This is a genomic window from Kitasatospora sp. NPDC127116 (assembly GCF_042677365.1).
Lineage (GTDB): Bacteria > Actinomycetota > Actinomycetes > Streptomycetales > Streptomycetaceae > Kitasatospora > Kitasatospora lactacystinica.
On the sequence record NZ_JBHXTL010000028.1, the window covers coordinates 1 to 15817 of the forward strand.

Consider the following 15817-nt stretch of genomic DNA (forward strand, 5'->3'; position numbering starts at 1 on the left):
GGGCCCGGCTCACCACGAGCCGGGCCCCTCCGCCGTTCCGCGCCCCCGCCGTTCCGCGCGGGCTCTCAGTCCGTCACGAAGGCCGTCACGAAGGCCGCCAGCCTCGCCACGCCGTCGATGATCTGCGCCTGCGTCAGCGAGCTGACGGACAGCCGCAGCCGCTGCTCGCCACCGCCCGCCGGGTAGAACGGCGCCATCGGTGTCCAGAGCACCCCGTGCTCGCGGGCACAGCGCTCCATGGCGGCCTCGTCGGCGACGAACGGCACCGTCAGCACCGCGAAGAAGCCGCCGTCCGGCCGGGTCCAGGAGATGCCCAGCCGGTTCCGCACGGAGGCCGGGAAGTGCCGGTCCAGCTCCCGCAGCAGGGTGTCCAGGCCGGCCGCGTAGTGGGCCGTGGCACGGGCGTTGGCGGCCCGCAGGCGGCAGTCGTGGGTCAGCAGCATGCCGCCGATGACGGCCTGGCTGAGCGCCGGGGTGTTGACCGTCGTCATGCTCTTCAGCTTGGCCAGCTCGTCCGCGAGGAGGCTGCGCCGGCCGTCGGGGCCTGTCACCTCCTGGTCGGCGACCACGTAGCCGAGGCGGGCCCCGGGGAAGCAGGTCTTGGCGAAGGAGCCCAGGTGAACGACCTGGCGGCGGCGGTCCAGCGCCTTGAGGGTGGGCCGCAGCCCCGGGGTGCGGGAGAAGAAGCCGTACGGGTTGTCCTCGACGACGAGCACGCCCTCCTCGGCCGCCGCCTCCAGCAGCCCGGCGCGGGCCGGGACCGGCATGCTGGTGCCGGAGGGGTTGGCGAAGTCCGGGACGACGTAGAAGGCGCGCGGACGGCGCCCCTCGGCCCGCACCGCGCGGGCGGCCTCCCGGAGCGCCGCCGGGTCGGGGCCGCCGTCCGGGCCCTCGGGGACGGGGCGGACGGTCAGGTCGAGCAGCCGGGCGGCGCCGGTGACGCCGACGTAGCAGGGCGAACTGACCAGCAGGACGTCGTCCGGGCCGGCGCACAGGGCGCGCAGCGTCAGCAGCATGCCCTCCTGGGCGCCGACCGTGACCACCACGGCCGCGGGGTCGACGGTCAGGCCCTCGTCGTGGGCCAGCGTGCGGGCGATCAGCTCGTTGATGATGCCCTTGGTCGGACCGTACTGGAACAGCGCGGTGCGCACCGCGTCCCGGTCCAGGCCGCGGTCGGCCAGGTGGGCGAGGTAGGTCTCCAGGTACGCCGGGACGTCCTGGGGCTCGAAGAAGCCCTCGTAGGGGCGGCCGGGGGCGAAGGAGACCGCCTCCGGGTAGCGGGTGGTGACCTCGTTGAGGAAGGTCATCGCGTCCAGCAGCGGATCGGCCAGGGAGGCGTGCAGGTCGCTCAACGGGATCGTCATCGCAGCGCCTCCCGGAGGCGCTCGGCCGCGAAGTCCTGGGCCTCGGCGGCGGCGTCCAGGGTGCCGGTCATGGCGAAGAAGCCGTGCGGCATGCCCTGGTAGCGGCGCAGGTCCACCGGGACCCCGGCGGCGCGCAGCGCCTCGGCGTACTGCTCGCCCTCGTCCCGCAGCGGGTCGTACTCGGCCGTCAGGACGGTCGCGGGCGGCAGGCCGGCCAGGGTGGCGGCGCGCAGCGGGGAGGCGTACGGGCTGGCGCCGTCGCCCTCGTCGGCCAGGTAGTGGCCCCAGTACCAGGCCACCGAGCGGCGGTTGAACAGTGCCGGGTCGTCGTGGGCGCGCAGCGAGGGGGTGTCGGCGCCGTGGTCGGTGTTGGGGTAGACCAGCAGTTGGTGGCGCAGGGCGGGGCCGCCCTCGGCGCGCAGCAGCAGGGTGAGCGCGGCGGTGAGGTTGCCGCCGGCGCTGTCGCCGCCGACCGCGATCCGGTCCGGGTCGATGCCGAACTCCGCCGCCCTTTCTACGAGTTGCAGCAGTGCGGCGCGGCAGTCGTGCAGCGCCGCGGGAAAGGGGTGTTCGGGGGCGAGCCGGTAGCCGACGGAGGCGGTGACGCAGCCGACGGCGTTGGTGAGCCGGCGGCAGATCGCGTCGCTGGTGTCGGGCGAGCCGAGCGTCCAGCCGCCGCCGAACAGGTAGAGCAGGGCGGGCAGCCGGCGGCCGGGCGGCTCGGGGCGGTAGAGCCGCAGCGCGAGTTCGCCGCCGGGACCGGGGATGCGGTACTCCTCGACGGCGGCGACCGGTTCGGGTGTGCCGGCCGCCGCGCGGATGTCCGCGAGGTCGGCGGCACGGGCCTCGGCGAGGCTGAGGGTGTAGAGCGGCGGGGCACCGCTGCCGGCGCGCCTGGTGCGCAGCGCTTCGGCCTGGGGGTGCAGGGGCATGGGCGGATCCATTCGGTGCGGAGGGCTCAGCGGTCTGCCTCGACGTAGACGGTCTCGTCGGTGCGGAAGGCCGTGTCGAGGTCGGCGACGTCCGGCCGGGTGCCCTGCCGGTAGGCGCACGGGCGAATCCTCCCGGGGTCGAAGCCGGCCCGGGTGAGGACATGCCGCAGTTCGTCCAGGTCGTAGATCCACTGGTGCCCGAAGTGCCGGAAGATCTGGTTCACCAGGAAGGCCGGACGCGCGGGCATCGGCGGGCCGAAGCCGAGGGTGGTCAGCCGGCGCCGGTGCTTGGCGAGGAAGCCGTCGCCGGTGGCGTAGCCGACCAGGTAGCGGGCGAGGTCGGGGGTGGTCAGGCGCAGGACGCCGCCGGGGCGCAGCACCCGGCGGGCCTCGCGCAGCCAGCCGACGGCGACGGGCATGGTGACGTGCTCGATCAGGTGCTCGGCGTACACCCAGTCGACGCTGGCGTCGGCGAAGGGCAGCGGTTCGGCGATGTCGAGCCGGGTGAACCAGCGGTCGCCGTCGACCCGGTAGAGGGTGCCGGGCTCGGTGGCGGTGTCGGGGCTGCGCAGGGTGGCGAGGTCGGTGCCGAGCCCCTGCGGGTGGGCGGTCCGGAAGGCGGCGAACTCGATGCCGGTGATGCCGAGTTCGCTCAGGCCCGCGTGGTCGCGCGGCAGCCCGCCCGGATGCGCTTCGAGCTTCTCGCAGGTGGCGACCTGTTCGCCGAAGGCGTCCAGTCGGGGGGCCAGCCCGTCCGGGTCGTCCCAGTCCCAGCCCGGGAATCGCTCGCTCTGCTCGGTCATGTGTCGGACCTCCTGGTGGGAAGAACGCGGTTCGGGGGCGGCGCGGTTCAAGGGCCGCGCGGGTGCGAAGCGGACGAAGGACCGCGCGGGTGCGGTGTCAGCCGGCCGGGAAGGGCCAGGGGGCGAGGACCGTGCGGTCCAGGTCGGCGAGCCGGGGGCGGCCCAACAGGGCCATGGTGTGCTCCAGTTCCTCGCGCAGCAGGTCGAGCACCCGGTGCACCCCGGCCTCGCCGCCGGCGGCCAGGCCCCAGAGCGCGGGGCGGCCGATCAGCACGGCGCGGGCGCCGAGGGCGAGGGCGATCGCGAGGTCGGTGCCGCTGCGCACGCCGCCGTCGAACAGCACCGGCAGGTCGGCGGGCACCGCCTCGACCACGTCCGGGAGTGCCGCCAGGGCCGGTACCGCCCCGTCGAGTTGGCGTCCGCCGTGGTTGGAGACCAGGAGGGCGTCGACGCCGTGCTCGACGGCCAGCCGGGCGTCCTCGGCGGTGAGGACGCCCTTGAGGACCAGCGGCAGCCGGGTGCGTTCGCGCAGCCAGGCCAGATCGGTCCAGCTCAGGGTGGGGTCGAACTGTTCGCGGGCGTGCTCGGCGATGCCCGAACCGCCGTCGGCGGCGCGGTGGCTGGCGGACATCAGGGACGGGTCCAGGTTGACCGCCCGGACGGTGGGCGGGACGGCGAAGCCGTTGCGCAGGTCGCGCAGTCGGCGGCCGATCCTGGGGGCGTCCACGGTCAGCACCAGTGCGCGGTAGCCGGCCGCCTCGGCGCGCTCCACCAGGGCGGCGAGGGCGGCGCGTTCGCGCAGCCAGTACAGCTGGAGCCAGAGCGGTCCGGTGGCGGCCGCGGCGATCTCCTCCAGGGTGCGGCTGGCGAACATCGCGGCGACCAGCAGGGCTCCGGCCCGTCCGGCGGCGCGCGCGGTGGCGGTCTCGCCCTCCGGGTCGACCAGCCGGTGGTAGGCCATCGGGGCGATCCCGAGCGGGAGGCGCAGCGGTGCGCCGAGCAGGGTCAGTGCCGGGTCGCAGACGGAGACGTCGACCAGCGTGCGCGGACGCAGCGCATGGCGTCCGAACATCTGCCGGTTGGCCGCCAGGGTGCGTTCCGCATCGCTGCCGCCTTCGATGAAATCCCAGATTTCCGTTGGGAGTCGGTCGCGCGCCGCGCGCTCGATCCCGGCCGACGTGAGAACTCTCACGGGCATTCCTCGTTCCAGGACGGCCACGCGCGGGCCGGTCCTGGTTGGGCAGCGTAGGAGCAACGACCACATTGGTATAGACCTTGATTTGACCAAACGTCTGTGCCATGGTCTGGCCACGGAATTGGCCGTTCTGACTTGTTAACGGCGTTCATGTCAAATCCCCTCACTTGTGTGGAGCCGCGTTGACCGGCTTTTCCCCCTCCGTACTTCCGGCTGCCTTCCTGCCGCACTCCGACGCCCCGGACTCCTGGGTCGACCGGCTGCTGCTGGCCGGCCCCGGCACCGAGGAGTGCCTGCGCCTCGGCGCACCGCTCGACCGGGACGCCCTGCGCGCCCTGGTCGAGGAGCAGTCCGACCGACTGGCGGCCGCCGGACTCGGCCCCGGCGGCACGGCGGCGCTGCGACTGCCGCCCTCGGTGGCGTTCGTCGCGGTGCTGCTGGCATGCTGGCGTCTCGGCGCCCAAGTCGCACTGCTCGACCACCGGTTGACCGACCACGAGATCGACGCGGCGGTGGCGCGGCTGACCCCGCAGGTGCTGGTAGGCTCCGCCCATCGGTCCGCGGCGGCCCTGCGCGGCTTCTCCGAAGTCGAGCCGGTGGCCGTCCCGTTGACGGACGGACGCCCGGCCCGCACCGGGCACGCGTTGATCCAGCTCAGCTCCGGATCCACCGGTCCGGCCAAGGTCATCGCCCGCACGGCGGCCGATCTACTACGCGAACTCGACTGTTACCGAAGGCTGGTGGAGTTCCCCGGCGAGGGCGAGCGGGTCGTCCTGCTCTCCTCGGTGGTGCACGTTCTCGGCCTGGTCGGCGGGCTGCTCAACAGCCTGCACGCCCGGGTCGCGCTCACCGTGCCGGAGCGGATGACGGCGGCGGGCATCCTCGCCGAGGTCGCCGCGAGCGACCGGCCGACCACCGTGATCGGGGTACCCTTCCACGCCGAGCTGCTGGCGGGGACGGTCGCTCCCCCGCCACTGCCCCGGCTGCGGCGGATGGTCGTGGCGGGCGAGCTCGTCCGCCCGGGACTGCCCGCGCTGTTCACCGAACGCTACGGCGTCCCGCTCGGCACCATGTACGGCATGACCGAGACCGGGGTGATCGCCACCGACCTCTCCGGCACGCTCCACCCCGCCAAGCGGCCCGTGCACGGCATGGAACTGCGCCTGGTGAAGGGCGAGTTGCAGATCGGCGCGGCGGCCTCCCCGTACCCCGGGCTGGACGATCCGACCCGCTGGTCGGACGGCTGGCTGCACACCCGGGACGCCGCCGAGCTGACCGCCGACGGCCTGGTCACCGTGCTCGGCCGACTGGACTCCCAGGTCTCGATCGGCGGCCTGAAGGTCGACCTCACCGAGGTCGAGCAGACGCTCGCCGCGCTGCCCGAGGTCCGCGAGGCCGTGGTGGTCTTCGACGGCGGCGCGATCGAGGCCTACCTGGCCACCGAACCCGGGGCCGACCTCGCCTCCGTCCAGGACGGGCTGGCCCGCCGGCTGGCCGCCTACAAGCGGCCGCGCCGGCTCGCCCGGCTGGACCGGCTCCCCCGCACCGCCACCGGAAAGCTGCTGCGCGACCCGGCCGCACTGCGCGAGAGCGCGGCCGCCGGCCGGCCCGCCGCAGGCTGACCCCGCCCGCCACCGGGCCGGCCGCACCCGGCCGCACCCCGATCCCTTCGCACCACCACCCCGACAAGGAGCCCACCACCATGCAGGACCGCATCCGCGCCTTCGTCCTGGCGGCACTCGCCGAGATGCAGTACGACGTCTCCGAGGTCACCGGGGACACCGACCTCGGCCCGGCCGGACTGGACCTCGAATCGCTCGCCCTCGCCGACCTGTCGGTGCAGGTCGAGGACGAGTTCGGGATCAAGTTCGACCTGGACGAGATGGAGACCACCGCGCTGATGACGCTGGACGAGTTCACCGCCGACGTCACCCGCCGGGTCGACGCCCTCGCCGCCACCTCCGGCAGCGCCGCGTGACCGGCTCCCCGCTCCCCGGCGCCCTCCCGGACCGGACCGAGGTCCTCACCATGCTGGCGGCGTTCGGGCAGCGCGCCGTCGACGCCGTGCCGGAGGACCTCGGGTCGCTCGAACTCACCTGGCTCGTCGCCGAGTTCGAGCAGCGGTACGGGCTCCAACTGGACCTGGACGACGACCGCTTCGGCGCGGTGCGCACCGTCGACGACGCCGCCGAACTGCTGCGCGAGGCCGTCCTCGCCGACCGCGCGGGCGCACGGCCGTGATCGCCGCCGGGACGGGCACCGGACCACCGGGCCGGACGGCCGGCCACCCGGTCGTCACCGGTGTCGGGGTGCTCAGCGCCGCCGGGCGCGGACTCGCCCCGCTCACCGAGGCCGTCACCCACGGCAAGTCCCTGTTCGGCCCGGTCACCCGCTTCGACGTGAGCTCCCGCCGCACCACCCGGGCCGCGCTGTTCCCCGCCACCGTGCCGCTGGCCTGCACCTTTCCGCTGGCCAGGGCCGTGCTCGACGCGATCGGCCAGGCCTGCGGGCAGGCCGGACTGACCGCCACCGAGGGCGCCGGACCGCCCGTGCTGCTCGCGCTGCACAGCGACGAGCGCACCCGCGCGACCGCCGCCGCGGTGGCCGCCGGGGTCCGCGCCGACTGGGGCGCGCCGGGCGTCACCCGGGTGTACAACGGCGCCTGCGTGGCCGCCGCGACCGCCGTCGCCGACGCGGGCGCCCTGGTGGCCGCCGGACGGCACGAGCGGATCCTGGTCGCCGCCGGACACCTGGTCGAACCGGGCGTCTTCGCGGTCTTCGACGCCGGACGGGCGCTGGCCCGGGACGGCGAGGCGCGCCCGTTCAGCGCCGGCCGCACCGGCACCCTGCTCGCCGACGCGGCCGCGGCCGTCCTGGTCGAGTCCGCCCCGGCCGCCGAACGCCGCGGCGCGCCCGCCCTCGCCCGGCTGGCCGGCTGGGGCCGGGCCGGGGACGCCCACCACGTCTGCCGCCCGGAGCCGGAGGGCGGCGGGGCGATCCGGGCGATCGGGGCCGCGCTCACCCGCGCGGGCGCCGACCCGGCCGAGGTCGGCTACGTCAACGCCAACGGCACCGGCTCCGCCCTCGCCGACCGGGCCGAGGCCCACGCCCTGCGGCGGGTGTTCGGCCCGCACACCGACCGCCTGCCGGTCAGCTCCAGCAAATCCGTGCACGGGCACGCCCTGGAGGCCTCCGCGCTGCTCGAACTCGCCGCCACCATCGGCGCGTTGGGCACCGGACTGCTCCCGGTCAACGCCGGCTGGCTCGGCCCGGACCCGGACCTCGCACTGGACCTCGTCCTGGACGGCCCGCGCGCCGCCCGCCCCCCGTACGCCCTCAGCCTCAACTCCGCCTTCGGCGGCGCCAACACCGCGCTGCTGCTGGCCCCGGGATGACAGCCACCGCCATGACCACCCCTGCCGACCACACCCACGGACTGCGGATCCTCGCCGAGGCCCGCCACCCCGCACCGGGCCCGGACGGGCCCCCGCCACCACTGCCCGGCTTCTCCGCCTCCGGCTTCAATCCGCTGGTCGCCGACACCGCCGAACGCTGCCTGCGCGCCCACCACGGCGAGCCGCCCGCACCCGGGCGGACCGCCCTGCTGCTCGCCAGCGCGAGCGGCGACCTCGAAACCGCGCGGGCCATCGAGCGCAGCGCCGAACCCGGGCAGCGGACCGGCCCGCTGCTGTTCTTCCAGTCCAACCCCAACGCCGTCCTCGGACACATCGCCGCGCGCTGGGGCCTGAACGGTCCGGTCGTGGCGATCTGCCCGGCCGAGGCCGAACCCGGCCGTGTCCCCGCCGAGGCGTTCGAACTCGCCGCACTGCTGCTCCAGGACGGCGACGCCGACCGGGTGCTGGCCGTGGCCGCCGAGCAGACGCCCGACGGGGACCTGGCCGCGGCCGTCCTGCTCGCCGGTCCGGCCACGGAATCCGGACGGGCCGAAACCGAACGGACCGAACCCGGACGGGCCGAAACCGAACGGACTGAACCCGAACGGGCCGAAACCGAACGGACTGAACCGGCCGCCCGCCCCTGGCCGTAGCAATCATCGAGGCCCGGCGCCTGACGCAGCCGCACCCGGCACACCAGCGCCCCCGCCCGTCCCCGCCTCACTCCCGACATCCGCCGCCCGACGACGCGCGGCCGACCGGACCCGCCGCCCGTGCGGCCGCCCCTGCCACCCGATCAGCCGCCCGGGCCGTCCACCGGCCCCGAGGGAGGGATCCACCCCCGTGACCATCCGCAGCCTCCGCACCCAGCTCGCGGACGACCCCGACGTGGGCGCCGGCAACGTCCTGACCGCCCGGATCGCGCTCGGGCTCGACCTGGACGTGCCGTTGCTCAGCTTCGACACCCCGGTGGACGACCACCCCGCCTGGCAGCCCTTCACCCTGCGCGAGCTGGACCGCGCCGTCCGGGCCCGCGCCGCCGCGCTGCACGCGCTGGGCATCACCCGGCGCGACCCCGTCGTGGTGTACGCGAGCGACGCCGCCGACCACGTGCTCTCCTTCCTCGCCCTGGCCCGGCTCGGCGCCGTCCCGGCCCTGCTCAACCCCAACCTGGACGGCGAGCGTGCCGCCCGCTACATCGCCCGCCTCGGCGCGGCCGGCGTCCTCGCCGACCCCGCCCACCTGGCCGCACTGGCCGGCCACGACCCCGGCGCGCCGCTGCTGCCGGAGATCTCCACCCTCGGCGCCGGCGACCCGGACGCCGCCCCCGAGCCGTACCGGCACTGGTCCGGCGACCCGGTGGCGATCACCCACTCCTCCGGCACCACCGGAATGCCCAAGGCCGTCGTCCACTCGCACGCCAGCCTGTACGCCGCGATCCGCCACCGGCTGCGGCTGCCCCGCCCGCAGGGCCAGGACCGGATGCTCAGCGCACTGCCCGCCCCGCACGCCGCCACTCTGATCGCCCTCAACCTCGCGCTCAGCTCGCACACCGAACTCGCCGTGCTCTCCCGGCAGTCCGGCGACGGCGTGCTGGAGGCCGTCGAGCGGTGGCGGCCCACCGGGGTGATCGGCTTCGCCGCCACCTGGGCCGACCTCGCCCGGCACGACCTCGCCGCCCGCGACCTGAGCTCCGTCGCGCTCTGGTGGAACACCGGAGACTGCGCCCACGAGGTGCACATCCGCCGCCTGATCGCCACCGGCAGCCGGGAGACCGTCACCCGGGCCGGCCGCACCCGGCTGCCCGGCTCGCTGTTCGTGGACGGCCTCGGCTCCACCGAGATGGGCCACTCGCACTTCTTCATCACCCACGGCCCCGGCACCGAGCGCTACGGCCGCTGCGTCGGCCGCCCGCACGCCTTCGTCGACTGCGAGCTGGTCGGCCCGGACGGCGAACCGCTCGGCCCCGGCGAGGTCGGTGAACTCGCCACCGCCTCACCCACCTTGGCGCTCGGCTACTGGAACGACTCGGCCACCACCTTCCGCACCCGGCTGCGCGGCCGCTTCCTCACCGGGGACCTGATGTACCGGGACGAGGAGGGCTACTACTACCACGTGGACCGGGCCGTCGACTCGGTCGAACTCGGCGGCGGCAAGCGGCTGTTCACGGCCATGTCGGAGGAGCGGGTGCTGGCCGCCTGCCCGGACGTGCTGGACTGCACGGTGGTCGCGGTACGGGACGGCGAGCGCGTGGTCACCGACGTGCTGCTGCTCCTCGCCGCGGACGCCGACCCGGCCGCCGACCGCACCGCGGCGGTCGTCGCCGCCCTGGACGAGGCCGTCGGCGCGACCGTCCGCAAGGTGCTGGCGGTCTCCCCCGACGACATCCCGCTCGGCCCGACCGGCAAGGTCCGCAAGGTCCTGCTGCGGGAGATCCACCTCGCGGCGGTGGGCGCATGAGCGAGCGGAGCGAACGCGTCGTCGAGGGGTGCGCGTCGCGCGAGGCGACCGCCGAGCGGAACGAGGTCCGCGCATGAGCCCGCGCCCCGGTGCCGTCGTCACCGGCATCGGCCTGCTCTCCCCGCTCGGCCGCCGACCCGCCGAGGTGTTCGAGGCGCTGGTCACCGGCCGCTCCGGCCTGCGGGCCGTCCCCGAGGACCACCCCGCGCACGGCTGGCTGCCCGCCGCCGGGATCGCCCCCGTCGTCGACGGCCGGGAGGTGCTGCCGCCCACCGAGACCCGCTGCGTGGACCGCTTCGTGCTGCTCGCCCTGGCCGCCGCCGACGACGCGCTCGCCGACGCCGGCCTGGCCGTCGGCCGGGACTCCGACCCGCACCGCACCGCCGTGGTACTGGCCACCGGCGGCGGCGGACTGGAGACCTTCGAGCAGCAGTCGCACCGCCGGCTGGAACGCGGCCGACCCGGCGTCAGCCCGTACCTGCTGCCCGGGATGCTCTCCAACATGGCCGCCGCCCGGATCGCCATCAAGCACGGCATCCGGGGCTACAGCTCGGCCGTGGTGACGGCCTGCGCGGCCGGCGCCCAGGCGATCGCCGAGGGGCTGCGGCTGATCCGGGCCGGGGACGCCGACGTGGTGGTGTGCGGCGGCACCGAGTCGTCGCTGCACCCGACCATCGCCGCCGCCTTCACCAACGCCCGCGCCCTGGCGCAGGGTTGGGACGAACCGGAGCAGGCCAGCCGGCCCTTCGACACCCGCCGCAACGGCTTCGTACTGGGCGAGGGCAGCGCCGTCCTGGTCCTGGAGCGGGCCGAGCACGCCGAGGCCCGCGGTGCCGCCGGGTACGCGGACGTCCTCGGCTGGGGCGCCTCCACCGACGCCCACCACCCGACCATGCCCCGCCCCGACGGCACCGGCGCCGCCGACGCGATGCGCGCCGCACTCGCCAACGCGGGCCTGGCCCCGGGCGACATCGACTACGTGAACGCCCACGGCACCGGCACCAAGCTCGGTGACGTGGCCGAGACCGCCGCGCTGCGCGCCGTCTTCGGCGCGCAGCCGCCCGCGGTCAGCTCCACCAAGGGCGCCACCGGCCACCTCCTCGGCGCCGCGGGCGCGCTGGAGGCGGCGGTGACCGCCCTGGCGGTGGCGCGGGGGACGCTGCCGCCGACGCTCAACCTGACCGACCCCGACCCGGCCTGCGACCTGGACCACGTCCGGGGCGCCGCCCGATCCGCCCCGGTGCGCGCCGCGCTGAGCAACGCGTTCGCCTTCGGCGGCCACAACCTCAGCCTGATCCTCGGCCCGGCCTCCACCCGGGCCGGCCGGTAGCGGTCGCCCAGTAACGGTCGCCCGACAGACGCCGCCCGACAGTGGCCGCCCGCCGGCGGTGGCCCGAGTGCCGCCGGCCGGGTGCCGCCGCCCGTCGGCGACCGCCCGCCGCCCACCGCCGCGCGGCGGCCCGCGCGCCGATCCCCGATCCACCGTTCCCTCCGGGGGGAGATCCCGTTGTCCATCCAGACCATCACCCACGTCGAGTTCCATTGCGCGGACGCCGACAAGACCGCGGCCGGACTCCGCGCCGACCACGGCTTCACCGTCGACGCCCCGGCCACCGCGCCCGACGGCGCCCGCACCGTCGGGCTGCGCCAGGGCACCATCCGCCTGCGGCTGACCTCCGCCCCCGACCCGGAGCACCCGGTGGCCGAGTACGTCGCCCGGCACGGGGACGGCGTGGCCGTCCTCGCGCTCGGCTGCGCCGACCCGGCGGCCGCGCTGGACCGGGCCGAGCGGCACGGCGCCCGGGTGCTCGACCGGGCCGGCGCCCTGATCGAGGGCTTCGGCGACACCGCACTGCGCCTGGTGCCGCTGCCGGACGCCGGGCCCACCCCGGAGCCCCGCCTGCTGGAGGACCTCGACCACGTCGCGATCTGCCTGCCGGCCGGCACGCTCGCGGACGCCGTGCGGTTCTGCGAGACGGCCCTGGGCTTCCGCACGATCTTCGAGGAGTACATCGAGGTCGGCGAGCAGGCGATGGACTCCAAGGTGGTGCAGAGCGCCTCCGGCGGCGTCACCTTCACCCTGATCGAGCCCGACACCACCCGCCGCCCCGGCCAGATCGACGAGTTCCTCGCCGCCCACGGCGGGGCCGGCGTCCAGCACCTCGCCTTCAGCACCCGCGACATCACCGGCGCCGTCCGGACCGCCCGGGAGCGCGGCGTGGAGTTCCTGAGCACCCCGGACGCCTACTTCGACGCCCTGACCGAGCGCTTCGGCGGGACGGCCATCCCGGTGGCGACCCTGCGCGACCTGCACGTCCTGGTCGACCAGGACCACGGCGGCCAGCTGTTCCAGATCTTCGCCCGTTCGACACACCCCCGGCGCACCTTTTTCCTCGAACTGATCGAACGGCAGGGAGCGGGTACCTTCGGCACCGCGAACATCAAGGCCCTCTACGAGGCCGTCGAACGGCACAGTCCCACCGCCGACGACCGGCCCGCAGCCGTCGCCCGGCCCACCGCCGCCGACCGGCCCTCCCCCGCGCATCCGAAGGAGGCCCTCCCGATGGCCGCAGCCTCCGAGTTCCGGCTCACCGAGGCCGAGCTCGCCCTGCTGCCCACCCCCGACGAGGTGGCGCACTACCGCGAGCACGGCTGGTACCTCTCCCGCAGGCTGTTCAGCGACGAGGAACTGGACACCCTCCAGGCCGCCACCGAGCTGTACTACGCCGGCCACCGCGACCGCGAGCTGCCCGCCCGGCCGCCCCGGCTGGCCTCCTGGCGGCCCGAGGACGGGCCGGTCCAGCGGCACAACGACTACGTGCACTACGAGAGCGACGCGATCGGCGCGGTCCTGCGCAAGCCGCTGATCGGCGCGGTGGCCGCGCTGCTCGCCGGAACCGAGGAGATCCGGATCTTCCAGTCGACGCTCATCTACAAGCCCCCGGTGCCCGAGGAGCCCAGCAACCGGGTGCCGTGGCACTTTGACAAGCACTACTGGCAGACCTGCACCTCGGACGAGATGCTCACCGCCTTCATCCCGTTCCACGACTGCCGCGAGGAGAACGGCACCATCACCATGGTCGACGGCAGCCACCGCTGGCGGGAGCTGCCCTCCGGCGAGGACTCCACCCGGCACTTCGCCGACCGCGACGGCTCCGAGCTGGAGGACATCCTGGCCGCCAACGCCGCCCACAACGGGCAGCGGGTGCGGAAGGTGCCGATGCTGATCCCGCGCGGCCACATGTCCTTCCACCACTGCCGCACCTACCACGGCAGCGGCCCCAACCTGGCCTCCCACCCGCGCCGGGCGATCTCGCTGCACCTCCAGGACAGCGCCAACGAGTACCGCCGGCACGACCGGCCGGACGGCGAGCCGGTGGTGTACAACCACGACGTCCTGGTGCGCCGCACGGACGACGACCGGCCGGACTACGCGGACCCGCTGTTCTGCCCGGCGATCTGGCGGGGACGGCCGTGACCGCTCCCGCACGCACGACCGACGAGGGCGCCGGCCCGCCGGAAGGCCCCGGCGCGCAGGCCCGCCCCGACGCACGGGCCCGCCGCGATGTGCGGGCCCGCCCTGGTGCGCAGGCCCGCCCCGGCGCGCAGGCCCGCCCCGCCCCGCTGGACACCCCCGCCGAGCGCTACCGGATGCTGCGGCTGATCCGCGGCTTCGAGGAGCTGGCGCTCGGCCTGGTGAAGTCCGGCGCGATCCCCGGCGGCATCCACCCGTACATCGGGCAGGAGGCCGTCGCGGTGGGCGTCTGTTCGGCGCTCGGCCCCGACGACCGGCTCGCCAGCACCCACCGCGGCCACGGCCACGTGCTCGCCAGGGGCACCGCCCCGCACCGGCTGCTCGCCGAGCTCCTCGGGCGGGTCGACGGATCGAACGGCGGCCGGGGCGGCTCCATGCACGCCGCCGACTTCGCGCTGGGCATCCTCGGCGCCAACGGCATGGTGGGCGCCGGCGCCCCGATCGCCGTCGGCGCCGCCTGGGCGGCCCGGGCCGCTTCCTCCCCCGAACGGTCGGCGGCCGAACGGGTGACAGCCGACGGTCCCGTCGCCGGGCGGCCCGATTCGGGCCGGACCCCGGTCGCGGTGGCCTTCTTCGGCGACGGCGCGCTCAACCAGGGCGTCCTGCTGGAGTCGCTCAACCTCGCCGCGATGTGGCGCCTGCCGGTGCTGTTCGTCTGCGAGGACAACGGCTACGCCACCACCCTGCCCGCCGCCACCGCCGTCGCGGGCAGCGCCACCGGCCGGGCGGCCGCCTTCGGCATCCCCGCCGAGGAGGTGGACGGCATGGACACCGAGGCCGTTCGCACCGCCGCGCTGCGCGCCGTCGAACGGGCCCGCACCGGCCGCGGCCCCGGCTTCCTGGTCTGCCGCACCTACCGCTACGAGGGCCACCACACCATGGAACGCCGGATGAAACTGCGCTACCGCTCCCCGGAGGAGGTCGGGTCCTGGCGCGAGCGCGACCCGCTCCCCCGGGCCGCCGCCCTGCTCGACCCCGCGACGGTCGCCGACCTGGACCGCGCGGTGGCCGAACAGCTCTCCGCCGCCGAGGAGTTCGCGCTCGCCTCGGCGCACCCGGACCCGGCGGGGGCGCTGGACCACCTGTATGCCGACGGGCTGCGGCCCCGGGCGGGGGTGACACCGTGACCAGGCTCTCGTACACCAAGGCGCTCAACCGGGCGCTGGCCGACGAACTCGCCGCCGATCCGGCGGTCTGCGTCTTCGGCGAGGACATCGGCGCCGGTCTGGCCGGGCCGACCCTCGGCCTGCTGGACCGCTTCGGGCCGGGGCGGATCGTCGACACCCCGCTGTCCGAACAGGCCTTCACCTCGATGGCGGTCGGCGCCGCGCTGGCCGGCCGGCGTCCGGTGCTGGAGTTCCAGATCCCGTCCCTGCTGTTCCTGGTCTTCGAGCAACTCGTGAACCAGGCCCACAAGTTCTCGCTGATGACCGGTGGCCAGGCGACCGTCCCACTGACCTGCCTGGTGCCCGGCTCGGGCTCCCGGGACGGCTGGGCCGGGCAGCACTCCGACCATCCGTACAGCCTGTTCGCGCACGCCGGGGTGAAGACCGTGGTGCCCGCCACCCCGACCGACGCCTACGGGCTGCTGCGCTCGGCGATCCGCGACCCGGACCCGGTCGTGGTGTTCGCGCCCGCCGCCGCGATGCCGGTGCGCGAGACCGTCACCTGGGACCTCGTGCCCGTCCCGCTGGGCCGGGCCCGGATCCACCGGCCGGGCACCGACGTCACCGTGGTCGCCCTCGGGCACCTGGTGCACGACGCCCTCGCGGTTGCCGAGGAGCTGGCGCCGGACGTCTCGGTGGAGGTCCTCGACCCGCGCACGGCGTACCCCTTCGACTGGCAGGCGCTCGCCGACTCGCTGGAGCGCACCGGGCGACTGGTCGTCCTGGACGACTCCAACCGCAGCTGCGGCTTCGGCGCCGAGGTGCTGGCCACCGCCGCCGAGGAGATGCGCCTGATCGCCCCGCCCCGCCGGATCACCCGCCCGGACGGCGCCGTGCTGCCCTTCGCCCCGGCCCTGGACCGCGCCGTCCAGCCCGGTCGTGAGCAACTGCGGCACGCGCTCGGCCTCGTGCTGAAGCACCGCTGACCGCACCCGTCCACGAACTGTTCGGCATCGAATCACAAAGA

The 15817-nt window shown here is 75.5% G+C and carries 14 protein-coding genes; 10 read left to right on the forward strand and 4 right to left on the reverse strand.

Features of this window, described 5'->3' with window-relative positions; translation table 11 throughout:
• Positions 1 to 65: 65 nt before the first annotated feature.
• The 4 genes from ACFVHV_RS14085 to ACFVHV_RS14100 all read right to left on the reverse strand — a co-directional run bounded on the left by ACFVHV_RS14085 (position 66) and on the right by ACFVHV_RS14100 (position 4297).
• Positions 66 to 1364 carry a PLP-dependent aminotransferase family protein gene (locus tag ACFVHV_RS14085; RefSeq protein WP_359902545.1) on the reverse strand — a complete coding sequence of 433 codons (1299 nt, stop codon included), beginning with the start codon at positions 1362 to 1364 and terminating at the stop codon, positions 66 to 68.
• Complete coding sequence (locus ACFVHV_RS14090) at positions 1361 to 2296, reverse strand: alpha/beta hydrolase (protein WP_359902547.1); 936 nt, start codon at positions 2294 to 2296, stop codon at positions 1361 to 1363. Before ACFVHV_RS14090 ends, ACFVHV_RS14085 begins: the two co-directional genes overlap by 4 nt.
• 26 nt (positions 2297 to 2322) lie before the next feature.
• Complete coding sequence (locus tag ACFVHV_RS14095; RefSeq protein WP_380351322.1) at positions 2323 to 3099, reverse strand: class I SAM-dependent methyltransferase; 777 nt, start codon at positions 3097 to 3099, stop codon at positions 2323 to 2325.
• A gap of 97 nt (positions 3100 to 3196) precedes the next feature.
• Positions 3197 to 4297 carry an alpha-hydroxy acid oxidase gene (locus tag ACFVHV_RS14100; protein WP_380351324.1) on the reverse strand — a complete coding sequence of 367 codons (1101 nt, stop codon included), beginning with the start codon at positions 4295 to 4297 and terminating at the stop codon, positions 3197 to 3199.
• A gap of 179 nt (positions 4298 to 4476) precedes the next feature.
• Between ACFVHV_RS14100 and ACFVHV_RS14105 the strand changes: the two genes are divergently transcribed.
• The 10 genes from ACFVHV_RS14105 to ACFVHV_RS14150 all read left to right on the forward strand — a co-directional run bounded on the left by ACFVHV_RS14105 (position 4477) and on the right by ACFVHV_RS14150 (position 15776).
• The gene (locus tag ACFVHV_RS14105) at positions 4477 to 5916 is read left to right on the forward strand and encodes a class I adenylate-forming enzyme family protein (protein ID WP_380351326.1); all 1440 of its coding nucleotides are present in this window, start codon (positions 4477 to 4479) and stop codon (positions 5914 to 5916) included.
• An 80-nt stretch (positions 5917 to 5996) separates the two neighbouring features.
• On the forward strand, positions 5997 to 6272 hold the full coding sequence (locus ACFVHV_RS14110) for a phosphopantetheine-binding protein (protein ID WP_359902554.1): 276 nt from the start codon (positions 5997 to 5999) through the stop codon (positions 6270 to 6272).
• Entirely contained in the window at positions 6269 to 6535 is a 267-nt protein-coding gene (locus tag ACFVHV_RS14115) for an acyl carrier protein (protein WP_380351328.1), read from the forward strand. The genes ACFVHV_RS14110 and ACFVHV_RS14115 overlap by 4 nt, the downstream gene beginning before the upstream one ends.
• On the forward strand, positions 6532 to 7689 hold the full coding sequence (locus tag ACFVHV_RS14120; RefSeq protein ID WP_380351329.1) for a beta-ketoacyl synthase N-terminal-like domain-containing protein: 1158 nt from the start codon (positions 6532 to 6534) through the stop codon (positions 7687 to 7689). Before ACFVHV_RS14115 ends, ACFVHV_RS14120 begins: the two co-directional genes overlap by 4 nt.
• Before the next feature lie 11 nt (positions 7690 to 7700).
• Positions 7701 to 8342, forward strand: a complete 642-nt coding sequence (locus tag ACFVHV_RS14125) for a hypothetical protein (RefSeq protein ID WP_380351331.1) — start codon at positions 7701 to 7703, stop codon at positions 8340 to 8342.
• Between the two features lie 190 nt (positions 8343 to 8532).
• A complete protein-coding gene (locus ACFVHV_RS14130) occupies positions 8533 to 10149 on the forward strand; it encodes a class I adenylate-forming enzyme family protein (protein ID WP_380351332.1) in 1617 nt (538 codons plus the stop codon).
• 73 nt (positions 10150 to 10222) lie between these two features.
• On the forward strand, positions 10223 to 11479 hold the full coding sequence (locus ACFVHV_RS14135) for a beta-ketoacyl-[acyl-carrier-protein] synthase family protein (RefSeq protein ID WP_359902564.1): 1257 nt from the start codon (positions 10223 to 10225) through the stop codon (positions 11477 to 11479).
• A gap of 177 nt (positions 11480 to 11656) precedes the next feature.
• A complete protein-coding gene (gene hppD / locus ACFVHV_RS14140) occupies positions 11657 to 13627 on the forward strand; it encodes a 4-hydroxyphenylpyruvate dioxygenase (RefSeq protein WP_380351334.1) in 1971 nt (656 codons plus the stop codon).
• Positions 13624 to 14811 carry a thiamine pyrophosphate-dependent dehydrogenase E1 component subunit alpha gene (locus ACFVHV_RS14145; RefSeq protein ID WP_380351335.1) on the forward strand — a complete coding sequence of 396 codons (1188 nt, stop codon included), beginning with the start codon at positions 13624 to 13626 and terminating at the stop codon, positions 14809 to 14811. The genes hppD and ACFVHV_RS14145 overlap by 4 nt, the downstream gene beginning before the upstream one ends.
• Entirely contained in the window at positions 14808 to 15776 is a 969-nt protein-coding gene (locus tag ACFVHV_RS14150) for a transketolase C-terminal domain-containing protein (protein ID WP_359902571.1), read from the forward strand. Before ACFVHV_RS14145 ends, ACFVHV_RS14150 begins: the two co-directional genes overlap by 4 nt.
• Positions 15777 to 15817 lie beyond the last annotated feature (41 nt).